The following is a 25,561-nucleotide window of genomic DNA, read 5'->3' as shown; positions in this document are numbered from 1 at the left end:
CCGGCCGCGGTCAGCGCAGCACGTCGCGGCGCGCCTGCAGCAGCTTGCCGACCTGTTCGGTCGCCAGCTGCAGGGCGGCGGCCAGACCGACGTAGACCGCGGCGGTACGCAGGTAGGGCAGGAACCAGTCGCCGTAGTTCTTCGCCCAGCCGCTGAAGGTGGGCGTGGCGACGTTGTCGCTGGTCCAGTAGAAACCGCCCTGGGCGAACAGGTGGCAGACCGCTACTGCCGCGACCAGCAGCAGCGCGCCCTTGCCCAGCGCGGCCCAGCTGGCGCCGTGATAGCCGGCGCGCAGGAGCATGCCGCCGCTCCACATGGCGAAATAGGCCGGCAGCAGCATCCAGTAGCCCGGTGACACGCAGTAGTGCTGCCAGAAGTCCAGGCCGCTGCGGCGGATGACGATCCAGTCGACCAGCACCGCCACCGCCATCAGCAGCGGAAACGCCCCGCGGGTCCACGCGCGCAGGTAGAAGCCGCCGATGAAGAATACCGCCCAGGACGCATCCGGAATCGCCGCGAAATGGTTGACCCGCGTGGCCGCCATCAGCAGCACGAGCACGGACAGGACGAAGGCGCGGTGGGCAGTGGAGGTCATGGCGGTGACGGGTGGGGGCAGGCATTCATTCTAGCGCCTGCTGCGGCACCCCGCCGCACGCCGCCCGAACCCTTATCATGGCGGGCATGAGTGAACGACATGATGTAGTGATCGTAGGCGGCGGGCTGGTCGGTGCCAGCCTGGCCATCGCCCTGGACCGTGCCGGCCGTGATGTCGGCCTGGTCGAGGCTTCGCCGCTGGGCACGCTGCCGGCAGTGTTCGACCAGCGCAACCTCAGCTTCGCGGCCGCCACGGTCAACGCGCTGACCGCACTGGGCGTGATGCAGAAGCTGGCTACTGCGCCCGGCCCGATCACCCGCATCCATGTCAGCCGCGCAGGCGATTTCGGTCGGGTGCAGATGGCGGCCGCGCAGTACCAGCGCCCGTGGTTCGGCCAGGTCGTGGTCGCCCGCGATTTCGGCCAGGCGCTGGAGGCGCGGCTGGACACGCTGGCCCACCTGACCCGCTATCGCCCGGCCCGGTTCGTGCGCCTGGGCGCCACGGTGGACGGGTATCGCCAGGTCTTCATCGCCGATGACAGCGGTGAGCGCTGCCTGCTGGCGCGCCTGGTGGTCGGTGCCGACGGCACCCGCAGCGGCGTGCGCGAGGCGCTGGGGATCGAGGTGGACGAGCATGATTTCGAGCAGACCCTGTTCGTCTCGCGGGTGCGCGCCGCACGTGCGCCGGACGGCGCCGCGTACGAGCGCTTCACCGACACCGGCCCGACCGCGTTGCTGCCGCGTGGCGACCGCCACTTCGGTGCGGTGCACGGCGTTGCCCGCGAGCAGGCCGAGGCGGTGATGGCGCTGGACGATGCGGCCTGGGTGAGCCGGCTGCAGGGGGCCATCGGCTGGCGTGCCGGCCGCCTGCTGGAGAGTGGGCCACGCAGCGCGTACCCCTTGATCCAGGTGCTGTCGCGCGCGCTGGTCGGTGAGCGCACGGTCCTGCTGGGCAATGCCGCGCAGACCATCCATCCGCTGGGCGCACAGGGCTTCAACCTGGGCCTGCGCGATGCGCTGACCCTGGCCGAACTCGTGGCCGACGCCGACGATGCCGGCAGCGATGCGCTGCTGCGCGAACACGTGGCCCGACGTCTTGAAGACCGCGAGCAGACCATCGCCTTCTCCGGTGGGCTGGCGCGCCTGACCAGCAACCCGGCGCCGCTGATGCGGCCGCTGCGGTCGCTCGGCCTGCTGGCGGCACAGGCGACGCCGATGCAGTCGATGCTGGTGGGGGGCGCGATGGGCTTCCGTGGTCAGGTGCCGGCGCTGTGCCGCGGAGCCGGCCTGTGAGCCGGCGCCCGCAGGACGTGGTGGTGGTCGGCGGCGGCGTGGTCGGTGCGGCCTGCGCCCTGGCCTTGGCCGATGCCGGATTGACGGTGACGCTGGTCGAAGGCCGCGAGCCCGCCGCGTGGCAACCGCAGCAGCCGGACCTGCGCGTGTATGCGTTCGCGCCGGACAATACGCAGCTGCTGGCCTCGCTCGGCGTGTGGCCGGCGGTGAGCACGGCGCGGGCGTGTGCCTACCGCCGGATGCGGGTCTGGGATGCGGCCGGTGGCGATGAACTGCGCTTCGATGCCGACACGCTAGGCCGCGAACAACTGGGCTGGATCGTGGAGAACGATCTGCTGGTGGACCGCCTGTGGGCGGCGCTGCCGGCGGCCGGCGTGCAGCTGTGCTGCCCGGCGCGGGTGGAAGCCCTGGAGCAGGACGCCAACGGGGTGCGCCTGCGCCTGGATGACGGCCGCAGGCTCGAGGCGTCGCTGGCGATTGCCGCGGACGGGGCCGAATCCACCCTGCGCCGGCTGGCCGGGCTGGAGGTCACGCGCCAGGAGTACGGCCAGCGTGGCGTGGTCGCCTACGTGGATACCGAAAAAGCCAACGAAGCCACGGCCTGGCAGCGCTTCCTGGTGACCGGCCCGCTGGCGGTGCTGCCGATCGGCACGCACCGCAGCTCGATCGTGTGGACCCTGCCCGACGCCGAGGCCGAGCGCGTGCTGGCGCTGGATGATGCGGCGTTCGGTCGCGAGCTGACCAACGCCTTTGCCGGCCGCCTGGGCGCGATGACGCTGGCCTCCAGGCGCGCGGCCTTCCCGCTGCGCCGACAGCTGGCGACCGGTTACGTCGCCGGCCGCGTGCTTGCGCTGGGGGATGCGGCCCACGTGGTGCATCCGCTGGCCGGGCAGGGCGTCAACCTCGGCCTGCGTGATGTGGCTGCGTTGCGGGCAATGGTGCTGGCTGCACAGCAGCGCCGCCAGGACTGGATGTCACCGCACCGCCTGCAGCGCTGGGCGCGCGAGCGCCGCAGCGAGAACACCGTCGCTGCGTACAGCTTCGATGCGATCAATACGGTGTTCTCCAACGATGAAATGCACCTGACCCTGGCGCGCGGGCGCGCGCTGGGCTGCGCCGGCAAGCTGCCGCCGCTGGTGTCGATGTTCTGGAAGCGCGCCGCGGGGCTGTGACCCGCGCGCTCAGTCGATCAGCCAGCCGGCCAGGTCGGCGCGGTCCAGCTTGCCGCGCCGCTTCACGTCCAGCGCGTTGAACTCATCGGCCAGGGTCGGGTTGGCCTGCGCTTCGGTACGGCTGATGAAGCCGTCGCCGTCGACATCCAGCGCCGCGAACGCGATCCGGTACTGACCGACCACGCTCACCGGCTGCACCGAACGCACCGTTACCGCAGCTTCGCCTGCCGGCGCCGCCAGGGTGACCTGATGGGTCACCTCGCCCTGCGACAACGGCTGTGCGCGCACGCTCGCGGGGACCTCGCGCAGCGGTTCGCTGACCGCCGGTGACGGCGGGCGGACCTGGGCCAGGGCAAGCGTGGGCAGCAGCGTCAGCAGCAGGATGAGGTTTGATCGGCGTCGCATGGAATCTCCGTTCTTGACGTAGTGGCGCCGGGCGACCGGCGCGTGCTTCGATCATTGCCGCGCGTTGCGCGCCAGCCGGGCATGGCCCGGCTCTACCGGCGGTGCGCGTGGGTCAGCGCAGCGGCGAGGCCAGCACCGTGATTTCTTCGCGGTCGTGGTACAGCTGCTTGGCGCGTAGATGCAGCGGCCTGCCGGCCTGTTCCTGGAACAGCTCCAGGCACATGCGGGTTTCATCCCAGCGCTTTTTCATCGGCAGCTTGAGGTTGAAGATCGCATGCTTGCACCAGCCCTCGCGGAACCAGGTGGCCATGCGTTCGGCCACGCGGCGGGGCTGTTCGACCATGTCGCAGACCATCCAGTCCAGCGGGGTCTCCGGCTGCCAATGGAAGCCATCGGCGCGCAGATGCTCAACCAGCCCGGTCTCCAGCACGTGCTCGCGCAGCGGGCCGTTGTCCACGCTGATCACCTTCAGGTGCTGGCGGGTCAATACCCAGGTCCAGCCGCCCGGCGCAGCGCCCAGGTCGGCCGCGCGCATGCCCGGCTTGACCAACAGTTCGCGCTCTTCGGGCGTCATCAGGGTGAGCAGGGCTTCATCGAGCTTCAGCGCCGAGCGCGAGGGCGCGTCGGGCAGCAGCTTCAGGCGAGGAATGCCCAGCGGCCAGGGCGCGCTGTCGCGGGTGTCGGCCACGCACACGAAGGCATGACGGCCATCCACGAACACGATGTGCAGGCGCGGCAGGCCGGTGTTCGGCTTGTCGGTCAGCAGGCCGGCCTTGCGCAGCGCCGGGCGCAGCGCATTGCCGAACGCGCGGGCCAGGCCGGCCAGCGGCTTGCCTTCGTCCGAGTCCGGATGTTCGACCCACATGTCGCCGAAGCGTTGCTGCCCCTGCAGGGCGGCGAGGATCGGGGTGATGCGGTCGGCAGCATCCAGCTGCGGCAGTTCGGCCAGCACCTGCAGCTTCTGCCGGGCGAAGATCAGCGAGCGCCAGGACAGGGCCTTGGACAGCGCCGCACCTTCGTCGGTGACGAACACCACGTAACCGTCATTGCGCTGGGTGCGCACATAGCCGGCCACGTTGGCATAGGCCGCACGCTCGGACAGCTCGGCGGCCAGTTCCGGTTCAAACCCCTGGCGGCACAGACACAGCAGGCCGCTCATCGCATCGCGCCCGAAGCGCGGATATCAGTAATGGGCACCGTTGATCTCTCCGTACTGGCGCAGCACCGCGCGCGCGGCGTCGCGCTCGATGTCGCGCACGACCTCGATGCCACGCTTGTTGAGTTCGCCGATCCAGTCCGCCGGCAGCGGGCCTTCATCGAACGGGGTTAGTTCTTCCACGTCCTGTGCGCTGGCACCGATCAGCAGCCGATCGATGCCGGCCCAGATGGTGGCGCCGTAGCACTGGCAGCACGGCTGCGAGGAGGTGGCCAGGGTGATCGGTGACAGCACATCGTTCAGGCGCGGGGTCTGCAGGCGCTGCTGGGCCAGCATGTAGGCCATGTTCTCGGCATGCGCCAGCGAGGTCGTATGCGGCACCACGCGGTTCACGCCGGCGGCGATCACGCGATGATCCGGCCCAAACACCACGGCGCCGAACGGGCCGCCGCTCTGTGCCTCGACATTCAGGCGCGACAGTTCAATCGCCAGCGCGACCTTGTCGGCGTCCTCGGGATAGACACGGCCCAGATCGATCTGGTCGTGGATCCAGGCGGGCAGGGTGAGATGGACTTGCGCGTACAGCATCGGGACATGAACCTCTTCAAAGATGGAGCAGCGGCAGTGTATCGGGCCGCGCCCGGGGATGCCGTGCCCGCGCTGAACGCGGCCACGCGCACGCCGGCGCAGGGCTGCGCCGGTCGCAGGGAATCTGGAGCGCAGGCCCTGCCGATGCAGGGCCGCGCCGGGGTCACGCGGTGGCCGGTGCCTGGCACCGGCCGGGTGCAGCTTACGCCGACCAGGTATCGCGCAGGGTCACGCTGCGGTTGAACACCGGCTTGGCGGCGGTGTGGTCGCGGCGGTCGGCCACGAAGTAGCCGGTCCGTTCGAACTGGAACGACTGCTCCGGCGCGGCGCTGGCTGCGGCCGGCTCGACATAGCCGGTGACGGTGCGGCGCGAGTCCGGATTGAGGTAATCGCGATAGGTCCTGCCGTCGGTTTCGTCGTCCGGGTTCGGCACCGAGAACAGACGGTCGTACAGGCGGATCTCGGCGGGCACCGCATGCACGGCGCTGACCCAATGGATGGTGCCCTTGACTTTGCGGTTGGCGCCTTCCATGCCCGGGCGCGATTCCGGATCCAGCCAGCCGCGCAGTTCGGTGATGGTGCCGTCGGCGTCCTTGATCACTTCATCGCAGCGGATGATGCCGGCGCCGCGCAAGCGCACTTCGCCGCCCGGCACCAGGCGCTTCCAGCCCTTGGGCGGAACCTCGGCGAAATCCTCGCGCTCGATCCACAGCTCGCGGGCGAACGGCACCTCGCGGGTACCGAAGGCCTCATCCTTGGGATGGTTGGAGAAGGTCAGGGTTTCTTCGTGGCCATCGGGCAGGTTGGTCAGCACCAGCTTGACCGGATCGACCACCGCCATGCGGCGCGCGGCGGCGCTGTCGAGGTCTTCGCGCAGCGCGCCTTCGAGCACGCTGAAATCGATCAGCGAATTCTGCTTGCTGATGCCCACACGCTCGGCGAACAGGCGCATCGCCGCCGGGGTGTAGCCACGGCGACGCAGACCCTGCAGGGTCGGCATGCGCGGGTCTTCCCAGCCATCCACCAGCTGCTCGGTGACCAGCGCCATCAGCTTGCGCTTGCTCATCACCGTGTAGTTGATGTTCAAACGCGAGAACTCGATCTGGCGCGGCTTGGCCGCCTCACGCGGCAGGCCGCGATCGACCAGCGGCTGGGTCAGCGCGTCGTTGTGGGCGAAATCGACGTTGTCCACGCACCAGTCGTACAGCGGGCGGTGGTCTTCGAACTCCAGCGTGCACAGCGAGTGGGTGATGCCCTCGATGGAATCGCCCAGTGCATGCGCGAAGTCGTACATCGGGTAGATCGGCCATGCATTGCCGGTGTTCTGGTGTTCAACGTGCTTGATCCGGTACAGGGCCGGGTCGCGCAGGTTGATGTTGCCGCTGGCCATGTCGATCTTGGCCCGTACGGTGCGCGCACCGTCCGGGAACTCGCCCGCGCGCATGCGGCGGAACAGGTCCAGGTTTTCCTCGACGCTGCGGTCGCGGAACGGCGACGGGCGACCCGGTTCGGTCAGGGTGCCGCGGTAGGCACGCACTTCCTCGGCCGAGAGGTCGCACACGTAGGCCTTGCCGTCGCGGATCAGCTTTTCGGCAGCCAGATAGTACGCATCGAAATAATCCGAGGCATGGCGCAGCTCGTTCCACTCAAAGCCCAGCCAGCGCACATCGTCCTGGATCGCGGCCACGTACTCCGGGTCTTCCTTGGCCGGGTTGGTGTCGTCGAAACGCAGGTTGCACACGCCGTTGAACTCGCCGGCGATGCCGAAGTTCAGGCAGATCGACTTGGCGTGGCCGATGTGCAGGTAGCCGTTCGGCTCGGGCGGGAAGCGCGTCTTGATCGCGGCATGCTTGCCGCCGGCCAGGTCCTCGCGGACGATCTGACGGATGAAATCCCGTTTTTCCTGGGTTTCCGGAAGGGCGTCGGTGGGGGCGGCGGTAGACTCGGACATGATGCGCGGTCGCAGTTAAAAGGTAGAAAGACCAACAGTTTAGCCTGTCGTAAGGCGACAGGCTAAACGGGTAGGTGCCGACCGTTGGTCGGCACGCCTTCAGCCCCCGGGCGTATGCTGGCCCCATGCCCTCCGGAGCCCGCCCATGCACGTGATCTACCAGGCCGACAACCTGTTCGACGCCCATCTGGTCAAACACGCCCTGGAGGATGCGGGAATCCCCGCGTTCGTCTTCGGCGAATCCCTGCTGGGCGGCATGGGCGAACTCCCGTTGTTCGGCGTCCTGCGCGTGTGCGTCCCCGACCTGGCCCGTCCCGAAGCCGAAGACATCGTCGCCCAGCTGGACTTGGGCGCGGCCCCGGACGCCCCCATGTTCGATGGAGACGAAAGCGCCGGCCTGTTGCCGGCCTAGGAGAACGCCATGTTGGGTATTGGAAACGGTCTGTTGGGCATCGGCGCCTTCAAGCAGCGCCTGCCGCGCCCGGAAGAGGCGTTGCCAGGCCGCGAGCACCCGCTGCCACTGCTGCACAACCAGCATTACGTCAACAGCCACCCGCTGAAAGACAGCTTCACCGGCCTGGAGCGCATCCGCTTCGCCATAGGCTGCTTCTGGGGCGCTGAACGCAAATTCTGGACGATCCCCGGCGTCTACTCGACCTCGGTCGGCTACGCCGGCGGCGTCACCCCGAACCCCACCTACGAAGAAGTCTGCTCCGGCCTTACCGGGCACACCGAAATCGTCGAGGTCGTCTACGACCCGGCCATCGTCCCGCTCGAGCGCCTGCTCCAGGTCTTCTGGGAAAGTCACGATCCCACCCAGGGCATGCGCCAGGGCAACGATACCGGCACCCAGTACCGCTCCGCGCTCCACGCCACTACCCAGGCCCAGCTCGACGCCGCCCTGGCCAGCCGTGATGCCTACCAGCAGCGCCTGAACGACAGCGGCTACGGCGCGATCACCACCGATATCGTTTTTCCGGCGCCCGAGTACTACTACGCCGAGGATTACCACCAGCAGTACCTCGCCAAGAACCCCAACGGCTACTGCGGCATCGGTGGCACCGGCGTCAGTTGCCCGATCGGTGTGGGTGCCTGATCACGTGGGAGCCGACCAACGGTCGGCTCTACCCGGTCCAATAGACGGCCTTGGGTTCACTGCTGTACTGCGCACCCGGACGCACCCGCCATGTGTCGACGGCGCGTCCAGCAATCGCGCCCACATCGCGCCAACCCCGACGAAAGTGAGCGGTTGCGGTTGCGGTTGCAGCTGCAGTTGCAGTTGCAGTTGCCGCAAGCGCCAAAAACGAAAGGCCCCGCAGTGCGGGGCCTTTTGTATAGCGAGCCAATCGCCAGCGCTTACAGGCGCTCGCGGATCGTCTGGCGCAACGCCTCCAGATCCTTGGCGAACGCATCGATACCGCTTGCCAGCTTCTCCGTCGCCATCGGGTCGGCCGCCAGATCCGCCGCGAAGCGCGCCGCATCGATCGGCGTCACCTGCACCGGCTCCGCCGCACCGGCCACCAGCTTGCGCGGCAGCTCGCCATGATCGGCGTCCAGCTTCTCCAGCAGGTCCGGCGAAATCGTCAGGCGATCGCAGCCGGCCAGCGCCTCGATCTGCGCCGTCGAACGGAACGAGGCACCCATCACCACCGTCGGCGAACCACGGCGCTTGAACTCGGCATACACGCCGCGCACGAACACCACGCCCGGGTCTTCATCGATGCTTGCCGGCGCCTGTCCGTTGGCCACATACCAATCCAGGATGCGGCCCACGAACGGCGAAATCAGGAACGCACCGGCCTCACTGCAGGCCAGCGCCTGGGTGGGATTGAAGATCAACGTCAGGTTGCAGTCGATCCCTTCGGCCTGCAGCTGGCGCGCTGCCTCCACGCCTGCCCAGGTGGCTGCGATCTTGATCAGCACCTTGCTGCGCGGCACGCCGGCCGCCTCGTACATGGCGATGAACTGGCGCGCCTTGGCGACCGTCGCTGCGGTGTCGTGCGCCTGGTCGGCATCGACCTCGGTCGAGACCCGGCCCGGCACCAGGGTGCTGAGCAGGGTGCCCACGCCCACGGTCAGGCGATCGGCCACCGCGTGGACAACCGCCTCGCGCTCGCCACCCTGCTCGCGGCCCCAGGCCAGCGCGCTCTCGATGAGATCGGCGTACACCGGCAGGTCCAGCGCTTTCTTCACCAGGGTGGGATTGGTCGTGCAGTCGACCGGCTTCAAGCGCTTGATCGCCTCGTAATCGCCAGTATCGGCAACCACCACGGACAGATCACGCAGCTGGGAGAGTTTGGACAGCGAAACGGTGCTCATTGCAACTCCTGGGACGAAACGGTGGAACCTGCGCGACGACGCAGCAGGCGGGGTCAGGCGTGGGGCTGGTGGTGGACGGCGGTCACCCGCAGGCGCAGCTTGCGGCCGCCCGGTGCCACCCAATCCATGGTCTGGCCGATCGACAGGCCCAGCAGGGCGGTGCCCACCGGTGCGAGGATCGATACCTTGCCCTGTTCAACATCGGCCTCGCGCGGATAGACCAGCGTCAGAACGTGCTTTTCGTTCTGCAGCTCATCTTCGCACTCCACGCGCGAATGCATCATGACGGTGCCCTCGGGAACCTGGTCCGGCGCCACAACGGTCGCCCGGTTGAGTTCTTCGGCCAGGGCGATCCCGGCGGGGGTCTGGCTGACAGCGGGAGACTCGAGCATGGCGTCCAGGCGGTCCATGTCGTGGCTTGAAACAATGATGGAAGGGGGCAGTCCGCTGGAAGTGGACATGGTGTAGCTCCTTGCGTTTGTGGAAGACCCATGCAAAAAGGCGGCGCCTGCTGGCACCGCCTCGTCCTATTGTGCTGACAATCGTGGACGGATGCGACCCGTCCGGCGTATCGGCCCCGCCGGCCGGTTCAGCCAGGCTCAGCCAGCGCGTTGCAGCGGCGTGGCCGTGGCACCCGGAACGTCGGTGGACTCCAGCGCGAGCAGGCCCTGCGGCAGCCGTTTGAACTGCTGGGCCAGCTGTTCCAGGAACCCGGTCATCGCCGAACTGCGGCGCCAGGCCATCGCGATGCGGCGGCTGGGGCGGTCATCGCCGCTGAAGTCCAGCAGGCGTATGTTGTCCGAGCGCGGAACCGGGGGCTTGACCGACAGCGTCGGCAGCAGGGTGATGCCCACATCGGCAGCCACCATCTGCCGCAGCGTCTCCAGGCTGGTGGCGCGGAACTCCGATTTCTCGTTGGCGCCAAACAACCGGCAGACGGCCAGCGCCTGGTCGCGCAGGCAGTGTCCATCCTCGAGCAGCAGCAGCTTCTGCGACGAGAGCTCCTGCACGTCCAGATGCTGGCGGCGTGCCAGCGGGTGCTGCTGGGAAACCGCCAGCAGGAAGGGCTCTTCGAACAGGAACTCGGCGTGCAGCTGGTCATCGTCCAGCGGCAGTGCCAGCAGGGCGGCATCGAGCTTGCCCTCGCGCAGCCGGGTCAGCAGCTCATCGCTCTTTTCCTCGACCAGCAGCAGTTCCAGCTGCGGGAAACGCTCGCGGATGTTGGGGATCACATGCGGCAGCAGATACGGGCCCAGCGTCGGGAAGATGCCGAGCCGGACGGTGCCGGCTTCGGGATCGCGGCTGCGCCGTGCGGCTTCCTTCATCTGCTCCACCTCGGCCACGATGGTGCGCGCGCGCGCGGCCGCTTCCACCCCGGCCGGGGTGAGCATGACCTTGCGCGGGGCACGTTCCACCAACGGCAACCCCAGCTCGTCCTCGAGCTTGCGGATCTGGGTGGACAGGGTGGGCTGGCTGACGAAGCAGGCGGCGGCCGCCTTGCCGAAATGGCGGTGGTCGGCCAGCGCCACCAGATACTTCAAATCACGTAGGTTCATTTCCTTGGACCTCTTGCGGCAATGGACCGGGTGATGGCGTGGCTACCCAGCAGACAGACAAGGATCCCGGCGAACCGGGAACCGAAACGTTTCAGGCAGCTTCGGCGACAGCGCCGCTGCTCTTGGGAACGGAGGTGCGGATCAGGTGATCAAAGGCGCTCAGTGCCGCAGTGGAACCGGCGCCCATCGCGATGACGATCTGCTTGTACGGAACGGTCGTGCAATCGCCTGCGGCGAAGACACCCGGCACGCTGGTCTGGCCGCGGTCGTCGATCAGGATCTCGCCACGCGGTGACAGCGCCACCGTGTCCTTCAACCATTCGGTATTGGGCAGAAGACCGATCTGCACGAAGATGCCTTCCAGTTCCACCCGGTGCGAATCGCCGCCGACGCGGTCCTGGTAGACCAGGCCCGTCACCTTCTGGCCATCGCCCAGCACTTCCTGGGTGAGGGCGCTGGTGATGATGGTGACGTTGCCCAGGCTGCGAAGCTTCTTCTGCAGTACTTCATCGGCACGCAGTTTGTCATCAAATTCCAGAAGGGTCACATGCGTCACAAGGCCCGCCAGATCGATCGCAGCTTCCACGCCGGAGTTGCCGCCACCGATCACCGCCACGCGCTTGCCCTTGAACAACGGACCGTCGCAATGCGGGCAGTACGCCACGCCCTTGTTGCGGTACTGATCTTCGCCGGGCACGTTCATCTGGCGCCACCGTGCACCGGTGGAAAGGATCACCGAACGCGATTTCAGCGATGCACCGTTTTCCAGTTTGATTTCGACCAGGCCATCATCGCCGGCGGGCACCAGGGCGGTGGCGCGCTGCAGGTTCATGATGTCCACCTCGTACTCGCGCACGTGCTGTTCCAGCGCGGCGGCCAGCTTCGGACCTTCGGTTTCCTTGACCGAGATGAAGTTCTCGATCGCCATGGTGTCCAGCACCTGGCCACCGAAGCGTTCGGCGGCCACACCGGTGCGGATGCCCTTGCGTGCGGCGTAGATCGCTGCCGCTGCGCCGGCCGGACCACCACCCACCACCAGCACGTCGAACGGTGCCTTGGTGCTGAGCTTTTCGGCATCGCGCTTGGCCGCGCCGGTATCGAGCTTGGCCACGATCTGTTCCAGCGTCATGCGGCCCTGGTCGAACACTTCGCCGTTGAGGTACACGGTCGGCACGGACATGATCTGGCGCGCTTCCACCTCGGCCGGGAACAGGCCGCCATCGATCGCCACGTGCTGGATGCGCGGGTTCAGCACCGCCGCCAGGTTCAATGCCTGCACCACGTCCGGGCAGTTCTGGCAGGACAGCGAGAAGTAGGTTTCGAAGCGGTACTCGCCTTCCAGGTTGCGCACCTGCTCGATCAGCTCGGCCGTGGCCTTGGACGGGTGGCCGCCGACCTGCAGCAGGGCCAGCACCAGCGAGGTGAACTCATGGCCCATCGGCAGGCCCGCGAACACCAGATGGATGTCCTGGCCGGGCGTGGTCAGCGCGAAGGAGGGCGTGCGCTCGCTGCTGTCGCGACGCACGTCCACGCTGATCTGCGCCGACAGCGTGGTCAGCGTGTTCAGCAGCTCGAGCATCTCCTGCGACTTGGCGCCGTCATCCACGTGCGCCGTGATCTGGATCGGACGGGTGACACGTTCCAGATAGGTCTTCAGCTGGGACTGGAGGTTGGCATCCAACATCGAAAACTCCTTGATTCAGGCAAGGGAACAGCGTCGACGAACCCCGCGGGTGCATCTGCGCGACATGGGGGTGAACCGAAACCGGCGCGTGGGGCACCGGCTTGGGTTCACCCCCATCCCCGGCGGGCGGGGATGGGGATGGGATACGGCTTAGATCTTGCCGACCAGGTCCAGCGACGGGGTCAGGGTCTTCTCGCCTTCCTTCCACTTGGCCGGGCAGACCTGGTTCGGGTTGGCGGCGGTGAACTGGGCAGCCTTCAGCTTGCGCAGGGTCTCGGAGACGTCACGGGCGATCTCGTTGGAGTGGATCTCCAGGGTCTTGATCACGCCTTCCGGGTTGATGATGAAGGTGCCGCGCAGGGCCAGGCCTTCTTCTTCGATGTGCACGCCGAAGGCGCGGGTCAGCTGGTGGGTCGGATCGCCGACCAGCGGGAACTGGGCCTTGCCGACGGCCGGCGAGGTTTCGTGCCACACCTTGTGCGAGAAGTGCGTGTCGGTGGTGACGATGTAGACCTCGGCGCCAGCCTTCTGGAACTCGGCGTAATGGTCGGCGGCGTCTTCAATCTCGGTCGGGCAGTTGAAGGTGAACGCGGCCGGCATGAAGATCAGCACGGACCAGTGACCCTTCAGGGTGCTGTCGGAGACCTTGATGAACTCGCCGTTCTGGTAGGCGTTGGCTTCGAACGGCTGGATCTGGGTGTTGATGAGCGACATCGTTGTTCCTCTTGGTGAAGGGGGTGGGTGAAGCGACCAACACAGGTTAGCGGCTCCGTTCCCATAAGGACAATCCATTGATTGCATCTATGCGATAGTCATAGGCTATCAAAAAGGTCTGATCCTGCGATGAATGGTGATGGCCATGGCCGTCAAAAGCGTTGCAGCGCAATGACCAGCGGGCGGTGGCGAATGATCGCTTCAATAGCTTCTGCATATGCGCCGCGGTGGCAACCTGAACGGCGCGGGGCGCCTCAGTGCCGGAACGCCCGGTTTTCCCACGGAATTCGATAGCGGCTACGAATCTATATATGTAGTGGCGATGCGTAGTTTCAATCGCGTTGCTGCCGCCGAAGGCCCCTGGCGCACGCCTGGCCGACCGCTGCCGGTGCACTACACTGCGCGCCCCGACGTTGCTCCGATCCGCCATGACCGCCGCCCCGCCAGACGTCCGCCAGCTGCTCGCCGATGCCGCCACCCGCCTGCCCGGTGTGGAGGGCAGGCACGACGCCGAACTGCTGCTGCTGCAGGTGCTGGAGCGTGAGCGCAGCTGGTTGTTCGCCCATGCCACCGATCCGGTCGCGCCCGCGCAGGTGGCCGCGTTCGAGGCCCTGCTCGCCAAGCGCCTGGCCGGCGAACCAGTGGCCTACCTGCTGGGCCGCCGCGGCTTCTGGACCCTGGACCTGGAGGTCAGCCCGGCCACCCTGATCCCGCGCCCGGAGACCGAACTGCTGGTCGAGCTGGCGCTGGCGCGTTTGCCCGCGGATACCCCGCTGCGGGTCGCGGATCTGGGCACCGGCAGCGGCGCGATCGCGCTGGCCCTGGCCAGCGAGCGGCCGTTGGCGCAGGTGATCGCGACCGACCTCAGTGAGGCGGCCCTGGCCGTGGCAGCGCGCAACGCGCAGCGCCACGCACTGGACAATGTCAGCTTCCGGCAGGGGGCGTGGTACGCGCCCCTGGCGGGCGAGCGCGTCGAGCTGATCGCCACCAACCCGCCGTACATCGCCAGCGACGACCCGCACCTGGCGCAGGGCGACCTGCGTTTCGAACCGGCCACCGCGCTGGCCTCCGGCCCCGATGGGCTGGACGACATCCGCCTGATCATCGACGGTGCGGCAGCGCACCTGCTTCCCGGCGGCTGGCTGCTGATCGAACACGGCTGGGACCAGGGCGAGGTGATCCGCGCGTTGTTGCAGCAGGCCGGTTTCCAGTCGGTCGCCACCGAGCGCGACCTGGAGCAGCGCGACCGGGTGAGCCTGGGCTGTCTGGCGGCCTGACCGCGTGCCGGCCCCGCGCCGACCCCGGGGCTAGAATGACCTGTCCACCGGGCCGCCGCGCAGCGTGATGCGGCGACTGTCATTCCACATGGAGTTCCTGTCATGCGTACGCTGTACCCCGCCATCACCCCTTACGACGTCGGCACCCTGAAGGTCGATGACCGCCACACGCTGTATTTCGAGCAGTGCGGCAATCCCGATGGCAAGCCGGTGGTGATGCTGCACGGTGGCCCGGGCGGCGGCTGCAGCGACAAGATGCGCCAGTTCCACGACCCGGCCAAGTACCGGATCATCCTGTTCGACCAGCGCGGTGCCGGCCGTTCCACGCCGCATGCGGACCTGGTCGACAACACCACCTGGGACCTGGTGGCCGACATCGAGACGCTGCGCGAGCACCTCAAGGTGGATCGCTGGCAGGTGTTCGGCGGCAGTTGGGGCTCGACCCTGGCACTGGCCTACGCGCAGACCCACCCGCAGCGCGTGACCGAACTGGTCCTGCGCGGCATCTTCATGCTGCGCCGCTGGGAGCTGGAATGGTTCTACCAGGAAGGCGCCAACCGCCTGTTCCCGGATGCGTGGGAGCATTACCTCACGCCGATCCCGGCGGTGGAGCGCCACGACCTGATCTCGGCCTTCCATCGCCGCCTGACCAGCGATGACGAGGCCACCCGCCTGGCGGCAGCCAAGGCGTGGAGCGTATGGGAAGGGGCAACCAGCTTCCTGCACGTGGACGACGACTTCGTGAACAGCCACCAGGACCCGCAGTTCGCGCTGGCCTTCGCCCGTATCGAGAACCACTACTTCGTCAACGGCGGTTTCTTCGAGGTGGAAGACCAGCTGCTGCGCGACGCGCACCGCATCGCCGACATTCCGGGCGTGATCGTGCACGGCCGCTACGACGTGGTCTGCCCGCTACAGAGCGCGTGGGAACTGCACAAGGCGTGGCCGAAATCGACGCTGGAGATCAGCCCCGCCTCGGGGCATTCCGCGTTTGAAGCGGAGAATGTCGACGCACTGGTGCGTGCGACCGATCGCTTCGCGGGTTGATGGAGACGTGCCGACCAACGGTCGGCACCTGCCGGGTCACCCCCTGACGTCGCGCGGTGGATCACGACCGTTGGTCGTGATCGCCATCGCCCCGTGCACCATGCGGTGGATCACGACCGTTGGTCGTGATCCGGCGGGTTACCAATCACCACCCAACAACGCCTCCGCCAACACCTGCAGCTTCGGTGAGGCCTGCCGCGAGGGCGGGTAGACCAGCGACAGCACCCGGCTGCGGCCCTCGAACGGTTGCAGCACCCGCTGCAGCCGGCCGTCGGCCAACGCATCGGCCACCGCGAAATCCATCACCTGCACGATGCCGATCCCGGCCAGGGCGCCCTCGACCAGCGGGTCGCCGCTGTCGAACACCATCCGCGCCGGCGGGGTGAACTCGCGCAGCTGGCCCTCGGCCTCGCGGAACTGCCAGTCCACCAGCCGCCCGCTGCGCAGATTGCGCACCGCCAGGCAGGCGTGATCGTGCAGCGCATCCACCGTGGCCGGTTCACCGTGCTGCGCGAGGTAGGCGGGGGAGGCGACGGTGACCCAGTTCAACGGCCGCAGGGGGCGCGCCACCATGCGCACATCGCTGATCGGCCCGGTGCGCAATGCGGCGTCGAAGCCTTCCTCGACCAGATCGACCAGCCGGTCGTTGAGCACCAGCTCGAACTGCAGTTGCGGGTGTGCCGCCATCAACTGCCCGGCCAGCGGCACCAGCACCTTGCGCCCGAACATCGACGGCGCCGTCAGTTTCAGCACGCCCGACGGCGTGGAGGGGCGATCACCCAGCCGACGCTCGGCATCCTCCAGCCCACTCAGCAGCGGCGCGCAGTGCTCGACGAATTGGCGGCCATCCGGGGTCAGGCTGACGTTGCGGGTGTTGCGGTGAAGCAGGCGCACGCCAAGCGCGCTCTCCAGCCGTCCGATCGCCCGCGACAACCCGGATTGACTGATCCCCAGCTGACCGGCGGCGAGGGTGAAACTGCGCGCCTCCGCCACCTGCACCAGCATGCGCACGGCGTTGAGATCCATGACGTCCTCCGATTCATGCGGATATGCATGACAGATATCGAAGTATCCGGGTTTATTTATGAAGCGTCATCAATGAGACTGCCCACCTTCTTACGCAGTACCGAGTCGGCATGACCTCCCCCCTGTCTCCCGCTGGCGCGCCGGCGCCCGCATTTCCACGCCTCGCCCTGGCTTTGCTGGCGATGGCCCAGCTGATCATCGCGCTGGATTCCACGATCATCTTCGTCGCCCTGCACGAGATGGGCACGCAGCTGCAGATCAATGCCCAGCAGCTGCAGTGGATCGTCAGTGGCTATACGGTGGCCTTCGGCGGCTGCCTGCTGCTTGGCGGCCGCGCGGCCGATCTGCTGGGCCGACGCCGTATCTATCGGCTTGGCATGGCGCTGTTCGCGCTGGCCTCGCTGGTGGGTGGGTTCAGCAGCAGTGCGTGGCTGCTGATCGCCGCCCGCGCGGTGCAGGGCATCGGCGCGGCGCTGCTGTTCCCGGCCACGCTGGCGCTGATCAACACGATCTACGCCGAAGGCGCGCCGCGCAACCGCGCGCTGGCGATCTGGTCGATGGCCAGCGCCGGCGGCCTGGCCTTGGGCACCCTGCTCGGTGGCGTGCTCACCCAGAGCTTCGGGTGGGCCTCGGTACTGCTGGTGATCGTCCCCTTCGCCGGTGGCTGCGCGCTGCTGGGCGGCTGGTGGCTGCCGCGCGATCCCGCGCCGCTGGCGGGCCGCTCGTTCGATCTGGCCGGCTGTGTCACGGTGACCCTCGGCGGCAGCCTGCTGGTGACCACGCTGGTGCAGGGCCCGGAGTGGGGCTGGCTGGCGCCGCGCACGCTGATCTGTCTGGTGGTATCGACGGTGATGCTGGCCGCCTTCGTGCACATCGAACGCCGCAGCCGCGACCCGCTGATGCAGTTCTCGCTGCTGCGCCTGCGCAGCCTGCGTGCGGCGATGCTGCTGACCATGCTGTTCATGAGCAGCTACGGCGTGCAGTACTACTTCCTGGCGCTGTATTACCAGGATGGCTACGGCTGGAGTGCGCTGCAGGCTGGCCTGGCGTTTCTGCCCCCCACCCTGGTGTGCACCTTCGGCATCCGCATCGCCGAGCGCATGCTCGCGCAGCGTTCGCCGCGCCAGGTGCTGGCGGTGGGCATGCTGGCCGGAGCGATCGGCATCGCCGCGGTCGCCGTTGCATTGCCGTATGGCGCGACCTACTGGGCGCTGCTGCCGGGCATCGTGGTGCTCAGCCTCGGCCAGGGCATCACCTGGACCTCGATGTGGATCGTGGCCGGGCAGGGCGTGCCGGCCGCGCAGCAGGGCGTGGCCTCGGGCATGGCCGCCACCGCGCAGCAGATCGGCGGTGCGCTGGGCCTGGCGCTGCTGGTGATGGTGGCCAACGCCGGTCGTGGCAGCGCCGGTGCCAGCAGCGACGCGGCCCTGCAGGGCATGATCCACGCGCAGTACGGTGCGGCACTGTTCGCGTTGCTGGGCGTGGGCGTGGCGCTGTGGCTGCGGCCGCAGCAGGATCGTGCAGCGCCCACGCCGGTGTGCGCGGGCGAAGGGTGAATCGATCACCAAGCCTTACGCAGGCGGCAGTGCGTCCAGTTGCGGCTGCAGGGCGGTGAAGATCCGCGCCAGGCGCTGTGCCCACGCCTGCTGGCCAGCGGCATCGGCAATCAGGTCCTGGCGGATCTCCAGCTCCACGTGCACCAGCCCGCGGCCTTCGCCATGCACCGGCACGGCGTAGTCGCTGGTGCTGCTGACGGCGTAGGGCTGGTTGTCGCCCACCACCAGGTCGCCTTCATCGCGCAGCGCCTGCAGCAGGGGAAGCGCGAATCGCGTGTCGCGGTGGTACAGCACCCCGGCATGCCAAGGCCGCGCAGCGTCATTCATCACCGGGGTGAAGCTGTGCATCATCACCAGCACCGTCGGCCGGGCCTGCGCTTGGCGGGTATCGAGCTCGGCATCGATGCGCGCATGGTAGGGCGCGTGGATCGCGTCGATGCGCTGCTGTCGCTGCGCCGCTGTCAGGTGCTGATTGCCGGGAACGACGGTAAGGTCACTGACCGCCGGCATCAGCGTGGGCGAAGCCAACGGCCGGTTGCAGTCGATCACCAGCCGCGAATATGTCTGCGTGATCGCCCAGGCATCCAGCAGCCGTGCCAGTTCCACGGTGACCCCGGCGATGCCGATGTCCCAGCCGATGTGGCGGCCCAGCTCGGCCTGCGGCAGGCCGAGCTCGTCCAATGCGGCCGGCACCTGCCGGCCGGCGTGGTCGGCGATCAGCACGAAGGACGAACGGCCCTGCGCCTGATGCACGGTAAACGCGGCCGGGTCGGCCGGCCCGAGCAGTGATGCGCCGGTATGTGGATGGAACAGCGAATCAGCCACGCGGGGTCCCGTCCAGGTGGTGTTCGATCATCCACAGCCCGGCCCACAGCTTGGCATCCAGCTCGTAGCCCTGACCCATCTTTTCGACCAGCCACGCCGCGGCGCGGGCGCGGGGAATCTCGTGCACGGTGATGTCTTCGCTGGCATCGCCGCCGCCTTCACCGACCTTGCGCAGGCCGGTGGCACGCACGAAGGCGATCTTCTCGCTGCTGGCACCGGAGGAGGTCGGGCCGATCATCAGCACTTCAGCGTGGTCGGCGGTCCAGCCGGTTTCTTCCTCCAGCTCGCGCACCGCCGAGACCTCGATGGATTCACCGGCATCGATGTCGCCGACCAGACCGGCGGGCATCTCGATGGTCCTGGCCTGCAGCGGTATGCGGAACTGCTCGACGAACAGCACGGTGTCTTCGGGGGTGACCGCAATGATGATCGCGGCCAGGCCACCGGCGTGGGTACGCTCGCTGTATTCCCACGTGCCGCGCACGACCATGCGCTGGTACTTGCCTTCAAAAACGACCTTGGGGGCTTGCGTATCGGGGCTCATGCGAACTCGCTGGCAACGGAAGAGGAATCGGACAGGCCGGCGGCGGCGAACAGGCGGCGCCGGGTCAACGGGCCGAAACGCAGCGCATCGCACAGGCCCTGCAGCATCTGTGCATCGGCCACGCCCCGGCTGAAATCGGCAGCGGCGCCCTCCAGCGGCGCATCCAGCGCGATGGTGGTCAGCTGACGCCACAGCAGCGCATGCTCGCGTTGTTCGCGCAGGCGCACGGCCATCTGCGCGGCACCGCGCAGGCGCAGGAACGGCACTTCATCCAGGCGCTCATACAGCACGTCCAGGCTGCCGAAGTGGGCCAGCAGCACGGCGGCGGACTTGGCACCCACGCCGGTCACGCCCGGGATGTTGTCGACCGCATCGCCGCACAGCGCCAGGTAGTCGGCGATCTGGTGCGCATGCACCCCGTGGCGCGCCTTGACCCCGGCCATGCCCCAGCGCTGGTTGCGTGCGTAGTCCCACTGTTCGTCATGCTCGAACAGCAGCTGCGAAAGATCCTTGTCGGCGGAGATGATCACCCCGCGCATGCCGGCGTCGCGGCGTGCGTGCAGGGCGCTGCCGATCAGGTCATCGGCCTCGTATTCGTGGTGGGCCAGCACCGCCAGGCCCAGCGCGGTGCACAGCGCCTTGCAGTGCGCGAACTGGCGGCGCAGCGCATCGGGCGCGGGATCGCGGTTGGCCTTGTAGGCAGCGTAGATCCGGTGGCGGAAACAGCTGTCCAACGCTTCATCGAAGGCGATGGCGATGTTGGCCGGGCGCTCGCGTTCGAGCAGGTCGAGCAGGAAGCGCGCGAAGCCGTGCACGGCATTGGTCGGCCAGCCCTGCTGGTCCTGGAATTCGTCGGGCATCGAGTGCCACGCGCGGAACACATACAGGCTGGCATCGACCAGATACAGCGGCGCACGCAGCGGCGGCGGGGGCATGCCCGGGCCGGCGGGAAGGGCAGGCATCTCAGCCCTCCCAGTCCTGCAGCAGCGCGGCCGGGTCCGGACGCTCACGCTCGGGTACCTCGGTTTTCGGGGTGCCGATATGGATGAAGCCGGCGATCTGCTCGCCCTCGGCCAGGCCCAGGCGGGCATGCACGGCTGGGTCGAACGCCATCCACGCGGTCAGCCACTGCGCCCCGAAGCCCAGCGCCTGGGCGGCCTGCAGCAAGGCAAAGCAGACGCAGCCGGCGGTCATCAGCTGCTCTGCCTCGGGCACCTTGGGGCTCGGGCGCGGGCTGGCGATGACGGTGATGATCAGCGGGGCATGGGAGAAACGCTGGCGATCCTTGTCCAACTGGGCCGGCGAGACCTGGGGGTCGCGCTCGACGGCGCGCTCGGCCAGGAACGCACCCAGACTGTGACGCGCATCGCCGGCGATCCGCAGGAAGCGGTAAGGCACCAGCTTGCCGTGGTCGGGCACCCGCACGGCCGAGGTCAGCATCCGCAGCAGGGTGGCCGGGTCGGGGCCGGGTTCACCCAGTTGCTTGGCGGGGACCGAACGGCGTGCATCCAGGGCGTGCAGGGCGGAGGAGACGGACATGGGTTCTCAATCAGACTTAACGATGCCCCGATTATAGTCGCGACCGTTTGTGACACGGCCTCGGACGATCTCGGTGCAATTTGCGACAAAACGTGATGAACATCACCTAATTAGCGGACTTCCTTCACGTGGCTGTACTCGCTTCCACGGCCTGCTGCGCTTACGATACAAAGCCTGCCGGGCCACCGGTGATGAGGTTTAAAGTGTCGACTGCTTCACTGTCTTTGATCGGTCGGCCGGCCTACCATCCGAGCGTGGGCGCATGGGGTGCGCCGGCGTTCGTTGTATCCATGTTGTACTCAGTGCCTGCGAGGGTGGGGAGCCTTTTCGCATGATCGCCACGCCCAATGTAGGGGGGCACCCGGGCCGTGACCCGGCGTTGTTGAAGATGGCCCGCGAGGCCGTGCTGCCAGGGCTGGTCGAGTCGTTCTCGACGGTGCTGGCGCGCTTTGACGATGTGTTGTTCGACCGTGCCGGTGACGCCGGCGCGTCGCAGTTGCTGTTCCTGGATGGCATGCGTGAGCTGCGCCGCCGCCGGGACGACATCGTGGCCGGCTTCAGCACCCACCTGGCCCAGGCCTGGGAAGCGCTGGAGCGGGGTGAACCGCTGTCGGCCGAGGCCACCCTGGCCGGGCAGGTCGAGGACGGGCTGAGCCTGGTGCCCGAGCATGTCCTGGAATCCCGGTTGGCGGTGCGCAACTTCGCCACCGTGCTGCTGCGTGACTTCAAGCCGGTGCTGTCGCGGCTGGACCGCCGCCTCGGCCTGATCGCCGGCGCGCTGGAGCTGCAGGCCGATACCAACCCGATCAGTCCCGAGCATCTGGGCGTTGCCATCCATGAGGCCTTCGCCGACTGTGAACTGGCCCCGGAAGTGCGCCTGGTGTTGATCAAGCTGTGCGAGCGCGATCTGCAGCAGCCGATCGGCAAGCGTTACGAGTACCTGGATGAACAACTGGCCGCTGCGGGCGTGATGCCGCAGATGGCCGCGCGCCGGCCGGCGCCGCGCGCACCCTCTCCGCCGCCGCGCGACGAGCGCGATGCATTTGATGGCTTCCAGGCCGAGGCCGGGATGGGATCGGCAGGCGAAGAGAGCCAGGCACCGGCCTGGGCGCGTCGCTTTGCCGACCGCTGGGCCGAGAGCCGGGGCCGCCTCCAGGGTGGCGGACAGGCCGGGTACGAAGGGCCGGGCGAGGGCGGTGACAGCCTCGGCGGCAACCAGGGCATGCTGCTTGATGCCCTGCACGAACTGCTGCAGCAGACCCGCCATGTGCGCGAGGACGCCACCTCGGCGGCCAGCGTCGCGGTGGGCCAGCAGCGCCCGTTGAGCCAGCGCGAGATGATGTCGGTGCTGTCGCTGCTGCAGGCCACGCCGAGCGCGACCCTGCGTGCGGCGATCGGCGAAGACGGCGAATCGCTGGCGCAGCGCCTGAAAAGTGAAGTGCTGTCCGGTGCGACCCGGCTGGGGGTCGACCCCGCGCAGGCCCGGCTGGACCCGCAGGACGAGGACGCGATCGATCTGGTCGGCATGCTGTTCGATGTGATGCTCGACGAGCGCGACCTGGAGGGCCGCTCGCGCGAGCTGATCGGCCGGCTGGTGGTGCCCTTCGTCAAGGTCGCCATGCTCGATCGCCGCATGTTCGTGCAGAAGACCCACCCGGCGCGCAAGCTGCTCAACTCGCTGGCCGAAGCCTGCGAGGGCAATACCGGCGAGAGCCAGGCCGAGCGCGTGCTGATGGGCAAGGTCGAAGAAATCATCGAGCGGCTGGTGGCCGAGTTCAATGAGAACCTGGCGATCTTCCTGACCCTGGAAGAAGAATTCCGCGAGTTCCTGACCCAGCATCGTCGCCGGATCGAGATCGCCGAGCGCCGGGCCGCCGAGACCCAGCGCGGCCAGGAAAAGCTGGAGATGGCGCGCCAGCGCGCCACTACCGAACTGGACCGCCGTATTGGCGATACCACGTTGCCGCAGGCCATCGGCGAGTTCCTGCGCCAGCCCTGGCAGCACCACCTGACCCTGACCGTGCTGCGCGAAGGCGAAGACGGGGCGTCGGTCGGTGAGGCGCTGAGCCTGGCCGATGGCATGCTGGAGGAAGTGGCCGAGGCCCGCCGCCATATCGTCGGCAAGCCGTGGCTGCAGGCCTGGCATCCCGCGCTGCGCAAGGTGTTTGCCAGCGTGGGGGTACACGCCGATGCAGCCACCAGTGCCATCGACGCGCTGCACGACACCCTGCAGGGCATCGCCGAATCGCGCCCGGAGCTTGAGCGCGCGCTGCCCGAACTGCCGCAGGTCGCGCTGCCCTCGCCACCGGCCCAGGAATCGCCGTCGGTGGAGCTGGGCAGCAAGGTGGATGTCAGCGATTTCGACAATGCCGATGCCGACCGCTTCCGCGGCCTGGAGATCGGCAGCTGGCTGGATTTCATCGACAAGGACGGCAAGGTCCAGGCCGGCAAGCTGTCCTGGGTGAGCCCGATTTCCCAGCGCCTGCTGTTCGTCAACCGGCGCGGGGTGCGCTTCTGCGTGGCCTCGCCGGAAGAACTGGCCGTGATGGTGCGCTTGGGTCGCCTGCGTGCGCATATCGACGATGGCGCCTTCGACAGTGCCATGCAGGGCGTGATCGATCGGCTGGATACCAGGAAGGCCACCGTGCATTGAGCCCGGAGGGCCACCTTGGCCTGACGATCAGGTTACGATCAGCCCACAATCCGCTGATCGTCGGGGACAGGCATGGCTGTCGAGGTGTTGGTGGTAAAGGAGCACGCGCCGGGGGAACGGCGCGTGGCGATGACGCCGGAAACGGCGCGCAAGCTGATCGCGCTCGGCGCTGGCGTGTCATTCGAACCGGGTGCCGGGTTGTCGGCCGGCTTCCCCGATGCGCTGTATCAGGAGGTGGGCGCGCAGCCCGCCGATGACACCCGCCTGGCCCAGGCCGACCTCGTGCTGTGCGTGCAGCCACCCGCCAATGACCGCCTTGCCCGGTTGAAACCGGGCGCCAGCCTGATCGGCATGCTGCATCCGCAGGCCGATGCCGAGCGCGCCGGGCTGATCCAGTCGCGCGGCCTGCAGGCGTTTCCGCTGGAGCGCTTGCCGCGTACCACGCGGGCCCAGTCCATGGACGTGCTCAGTTCGCAGGCCGGCATGGCGGGCTACAAAGCCACCCTGATCGCGGCGCAGCGTGCGCCGCGGTTCTTCCCGATGCTGACCACCGCCGCGGGCACGATCCGCCCCTCGAAGGTACTGGTGGTCGGCGCCGGCGTGGCCGGCCTGCAGGCCATCGCGACCGCCCGCCGTCTCGGCGCGCAGGTGGAAGGCTTCGATGTGCGTCCGGAAACCCGCGAGCAGATCGAATCGCTGGGCGGCAAATTCCTTGACCTGGGCGTGAGCGCGGTCGGCGAGGGCGGTTACGCGCGGCCGTTGACCGATGAGGAACGCGCCGAGCAGCAGCGCCGCCTCGGCGAGCACCTGCGCACGGTGGACGTGGTGATCTGTACCGCCGCCGTGCCCGGCCGCCCCGCGCCGAAAATCGTCAGCACCGCGATGGCGCGTGGCATGAAACCGGGCAGCGTGATCGTCGATCTGGCCGCGGAAACCGGCGGCAACTGCGAAGCCACCCAACCGGGCGAGGTGGTGGATCTGGACGGCGTGCTCATCGACGGCCCGCTCAACCTGGCCAGCCAGGGCGCGGTGCATGCCAGCGAGATGTACGCCCGCAACGTCTACAACTTCGTCGCGCTGTTCCTGAAAGACGGCGCCGTCACCTTCGACTGGGACGACGAACTGCTCGCGAAAACCCGCTGGGTCGCCGCCTGAAAAAACGGGGACGGGGGTAATTGATGACGACTCCCGTCCCCGTTGTTGGTCGTTGCTCCAGTGCTTCGGCGCTTCGGCGCTTCAGCGCTTGGACGGCGGCGCAGCAGGGGCGGGATTGGCCTTCAGCCATGCCTTGCGTTCGTCCGGCGTCATCCGCGCCCAGCGGTCGCGCAGCTCCTGCCGTTGCGCCGGGCTCATGCTGCGCATCTGACCGAACAATGCGCGCGCCTGCTCGCGCTGCTCCGGCGTCATGTTCTCGAAACGGTGGCGGCCGCGGTGCGCCTGCGCGCGCTGCTCCGGGGTCATGGTCAGCCAGCGCTGGCCGTGCTGCAGCATGCGCTCGCGCTGCGGGGCAGGCGCATCGTTCCAGCGGTCACGCACGGGCGCGATCAACGCCTCGCGCTGCTGCGGGCTGAGCGCGTCCCAGTCCGGCAGCGGGGCGGTCTGCGCCCAGCCCGCCGCACTCAAGGTCAGCCATACCAGCCCCAGGGACAGTCGCAGTTTCAT

25 protein-coding genes are annotated in these 25,561 nt (G+C 68.0%); 9 read left to right on the top strand and 16 right to left on the bottom strand.

Annotation, left to right across the window (positions count from 1 at the left end; all coding sequences use genetic code 11):
- Nucleotides 1-10: 10 nt before the first annotated feature.
- Nucleotides 11-595: a hypothetical protein gene (locus POS15_RS14530; RefSeq protein ID WP_284128348.1), complete on the bottom strand. Its 585-nt coding sequence runs from the start codon at nucleotides 593-595 to the stop codon at nucleotides 11-13.
- An 86-nt stretch (nucleotides 596-681) separates the two neighbouring features.
- Here POS15_RS14530 and ubiH point away from each other — a divergent pair, with 86 nt between their 5' ends.
- On the top strand, nucleotides 682-1,887 hold the full coding sequence (ubiH, locus tag POS15_RS14525) for a 2-octaprenyl-6-methoxyphenyl hydroxylase (protein WP_284128347.1): 1,206 nt from the start codon (nucleotides 682-684) through the stop codon (nucleotides 1,885-1,887).
- Nucleotides 1,884-3,059, top strand: coding sequence for a UbiH/UbiF family hydroxylase (locus POS15_RS14520; RefSeq protein WP_284128346.1), 1,176 nt, complete (start codon nucleotides 1,884-1,886; stop codon nucleotides 3,057-3,059). The genes ubiH and POS15_RS14520 overlap by 4 nt, the downstream gene beginning before the upstream one ends.
- Nucleotides 3,060-3,068: 9 nt before the next feature.
- Here POS15_RS14520 and POS15_RS14515 read toward each other — a convergent pair whose 3' ends face one another.
- From POS15_RS14515 to POS15_RS14500, 4 genes are all read right to left on the bottom strand, one after another.
- A complete protein-coding gene (locus tag POS15_RS14515; protein WP_019182420.1) occupies nucleotides 3,069-3,464 on the bottom strand; it encodes a hypothetical protein in 396 nt (131 codons plus the stop codon).
- A 112-nt stretch (nucleotides 3,465-3,576) separates the two neighbouring features.
- The gene (gene rlmM, locus POS15_RS14510; RefSeq protein ID WP_019182419.1) at nucleotides 3,577-4,623 is read right to left on the bottom strand and encodes a 23S rRNA (cytidine(2498)-2'-O)-methyltransferase RlmM; all 1,047 of its coding nucleotides are present in this window, start codon (nucleotides 4,621-4,623) and stop codon (nucleotides 3,577-3,579) included.
- Nucleotides 4,624-4,647: 24 nt separating this feature from the next.
- Nucleotides 4,648-5,208 carry a nucleoside deaminase gene (locus POS15_RS14505; RefSeq protein ID WP_019182418.1) on the bottom strand — a complete coding sequence of 187 codons (561 nt, stop codon included), beginning with the start codon at nucleotides 5,206-5,208 and terminating at the stop codon, nucleotides 4,648-4,650.
- A gap of 202 nt (nucleotides 5,209-5,410) precedes the next feature.
- A complete protein-coding gene (locus POS15_RS14500) occupies nucleotides 5,411-7,159 on the bottom strand; it encodes a glutamine--tRNA ligase/YqeY domain fusion protein (RefSeq protein ID WP_019182417.1) in 1,749 nt (582 codons plus the stop codon).
- Between the two features lie 145 nt (nucleotides 7,160-7,304).
- Between POS15_RS14500 and POS15_RS14495 the strand changes: the two genes are divergently transcribed.
- Nucleotides 7,305-7,571, top strand: coding sequence for a DUF2007 domain-containing protein (locus POS15_RS14495; protein WP_019182416.1), 267 nt, complete (start codon nucleotides 7,305-7,307; stop codon nucleotides 7,569-7,571).
- A gap of 30 nt (nucleotides 7,572-7,601) precedes the next feature.
- Nucleotides 7,602-8,255: a peptide-methionine (S)-S-oxide reductase MsrA gene (gene msrA / locus POS15_RS14490; RefSeq protein ID WP_284129654.1), complete on the top strand. Its 654-nt coding sequence runs from the start codon at nucleotides 7,602-7,604 to the stop codon at nucleotides 8,253-8,255.
- A gap of 260 nt (nucleotides 8,256-8,515) precedes the next feature.
- On the opposite strand, the gene POS15_RS14485 is transcribed toward msrA, so the two are convergent.
- The 5 genes from POS15_RS14485 to ahpC form a co-directional block, all read right to left on the bottom strand.
- Complete coding sequence (locus tag POS15_RS14485) at nucleotides 8,516-9,478, bottom strand: transaldolase (protein ID WP_046271992.1); 963 nt, start codon at nucleotides 9,476-9,478, stop codon at nucleotides 8,516-8,518.
- Between the two features lie 53 nt (nucleotides 9,479-9,531).
- Entirely contained in the window at nucleotides 9,532-9,939 is a 408-nt protein-coding gene (gene rnk, locus POS15_RS14480; protein WP_019182413.1) for a nucleoside diphosphate kinase regulator, read from the bottom strand.
- Nucleotides 9,940-10,077: 138 nt separating this feature from the next.
- Nucleotides 10,078-11,034, bottom strand: a complete 957-nt coding sequence (oxyR, locus tag POS15_RS14475; protein WP_019182412.1) for a DNA-binding transcriptional regulator OxyR — start codon at nucleotides 11,032-11,034, stop codon at nucleotides 10,078-10,080.
- Between the two features lie 91 nt (nucleotides 11,035-11,125).
- Nucleotides 11,126-12,718, bottom strand: coding sequence for an alkyl hydroperoxide reductase subunit F (gene ahpF / locus POS15_RS14470; RefSeq protein WP_019182411.1), 1,593 nt, complete (start codon nucleotides 12,716-12,718; stop codon nucleotides 11,126-11,128).
- A gap of 150 nt (nucleotides 12,719-12,868) precedes the next feature.
- The gene (gene ahpC, locus POS15_RS14465) at nucleotides 12,869-13,432 is read right to left on the bottom strand and encodes an alkyl hydroperoxide reductase subunit C (RefSeq protein ID WP_019182410.1); all 564 of its coding nucleotides are present in this window, start codon (nucleotides 13,430-13,432) and stop codon (nucleotides 12,869-12,871) included.
- 428 nt (nucleotides 13,433-13,860) lie between these two features.
- Here ahpC and prmC point away from each other — a divergent pair, with 428 nt between their 5' ends.
- Both prmC and pip read left to right on the top strand, forming a co-directional pair.
- Nucleotides 13,861-14,709, top strand: a complete 849-nt coding sequence (prmC, locus tag POS15_RS14460; RefSeq protein ID WP_019182409.1) for a peptide chain release factor N(5)-glutamine methyltransferase — start codon at nucleotides 13,861-13,863, stop codon at nucleotides 14,707-14,709.
- 102 nt (nucleotides 14,710-14,811) lie between these two features.
- Complete coding sequence (pip, locus tag POS15_RS14455; RefSeq protein WP_284128345.1) at nucleotides 14,812-15,756, top strand: prolyl aminopeptidase; 945 nt, start codon at nucleotides 14,812-14,814, stop codon at nucleotides 15,754-15,756.
- Between the two features lie 138 nt (nucleotides 15,757-15,894).
- On the opposite strand, the gene POS15_RS14450 is transcribed toward pip, so the two are convergent.
- Entirely contained in the window at nucleotides 15,895-16,782 is an 888-nt protein-coding gene (locus POS15_RS14450) for a LysR family transcriptional regulator (RefSeq protein ID WP_046271989.1), read from the bottom strand.
- 110 nt (nucleotides 16,783-16,892) lie between these two features.
- Here POS15_RS14450 and POS15_RS14445 point away from each other — a divergent pair, with 110 nt between their 5' ends.
- Complete coding sequence (locus POS15_RS14445) at nucleotides 16,893-18,338, top strand: MFS transporter (protein WP_019182406.1); 1,446 nt, start codon at nucleotides 16,893-16,895, stop codon at nucleotides 18,336-18,338.
- A 15-nt stretch (nucleotides 18,339-18,353) separates the two neighbouring features.
- Here the strand turns inward: POS15_RS14445 and POS15_RS14440 are convergent, their stop codons facing one another.
- The 4 genes from POS15_RS14440 to POS15_RS14425 are packed head-to-tail and all read right to left on the bottom strand — an operon-like array spanning nucleotide 18,354 to nucleotide 21,246.
- Nucleotides 18,354-19,163 (bottom strand): N-formylglutamate amidohydrolase, encoded by an 810-nt coding sequence (locus tag POS15_RS14440; RefSeq protein ID WP_284128344.1) that lies wholly within the window; start codon nucleotides 19,161-19,163, stop codon nucleotides 18,354-18,356.
- Nucleotides 19,156-19,707 carry an NUDIX hydrolase gene (locus POS15_RS14435; RefSeq protein WP_019182404.1) on the bottom strand — a complete coding sequence of 184 codons (552 nt, stop codon included), beginning with the start codon at nucleotides 19,705-19,707 and terminating at the stop codon, nucleotides 19,156-19,158. The genes POS15_RS14440 and POS15_RS14435 overlap by 8 nt, the downstream gene beginning before the upstream one ends.
- Entirely contained in the window at nucleotides 19,704-20,669 is a 966-nt protein-coding gene (locus POS15_RS14430; protein WP_235318831.1) for a 5'-3' exonuclease H3TH domain-containing protein, read from the bottom strand. Before POS15_RS14430 ends, POS15_RS14435 begins: the two co-directional genes overlap by 4 nt.
- 1 nt (nucleotide 20,670) lies before the next feature.
- On the bottom strand, nucleotides 20,671-21,246 hold the full coding sequence (locus POS15_RS14425) for a nitroreductase (RefSeq protein ID WP_284128343.1): 576 nt from the start codon (nucleotides 21,244-21,246) through the stop codon (nucleotides 20,671-20,673).
- Nucleotides 21,247-21,577: 331 nt separating this feature from the next.
- Between POS15_RS14425 and POS15_RS14420 the strand changes: the two genes are divergently transcribed.
- Nucleotides 21,578-23,899, top strand: a complete 2,322-nt coding sequence (locus tag POS15_RS14420) for a DUF1631 domain-containing protein (protein WP_284128342.1) — start codon at nucleotides 21,578-21,580, stop codon at nucleotides 23,897-23,899.
- Between the two features lie 72 nt (nucleotides 23,900-23,971).
- On the top strand, nucleotides 23,972-25,054 hold the full coding sequence (locus POS15_RS14415) for an NAD(P) transhydrogenase subunit alpha (protein WP_019182400.1): 1,083 nt from the start codon (nucleotides 23,972-23,974) through the stop codon (nucleotides 25,052-25,054).
- Nucleotides 25,055-25,135: 81 nt separating this feature from the next.
- Here POS15_RS14415 and POS15_RS14410 read toward each other — a convergent pair whose 3' ends face one another.
- Nucleotides 25,136-25,561: a DUF3106 domain-containing protein gene (locus POS15_RS14410; RefSeq protein ID WP_152663641.1), complete on the bottom strand. Its 426-nt coding sequence runs from the start codon at nucleotides 25,559-25,561 to the stop codon at nucleotides 25,136-25,138.

The sequence above is a fragment of the Stenotrophomonas sp. BIO128-Bstrain genome (assembly GCF_030128875.1).
Lineage (GTDB): Bacteria > Pseudomonadota > Gammaproteobacteria > Xanthomonadales > Xanthomonadaceae > Stenotrophomonas > Stenotrophomonas bentonitica_A.
The sequence above is the reverse complement of the archived record's forward strand: the minus strand, read 5'-3'. Positions and strand labels throughout refer to the sequence as shown.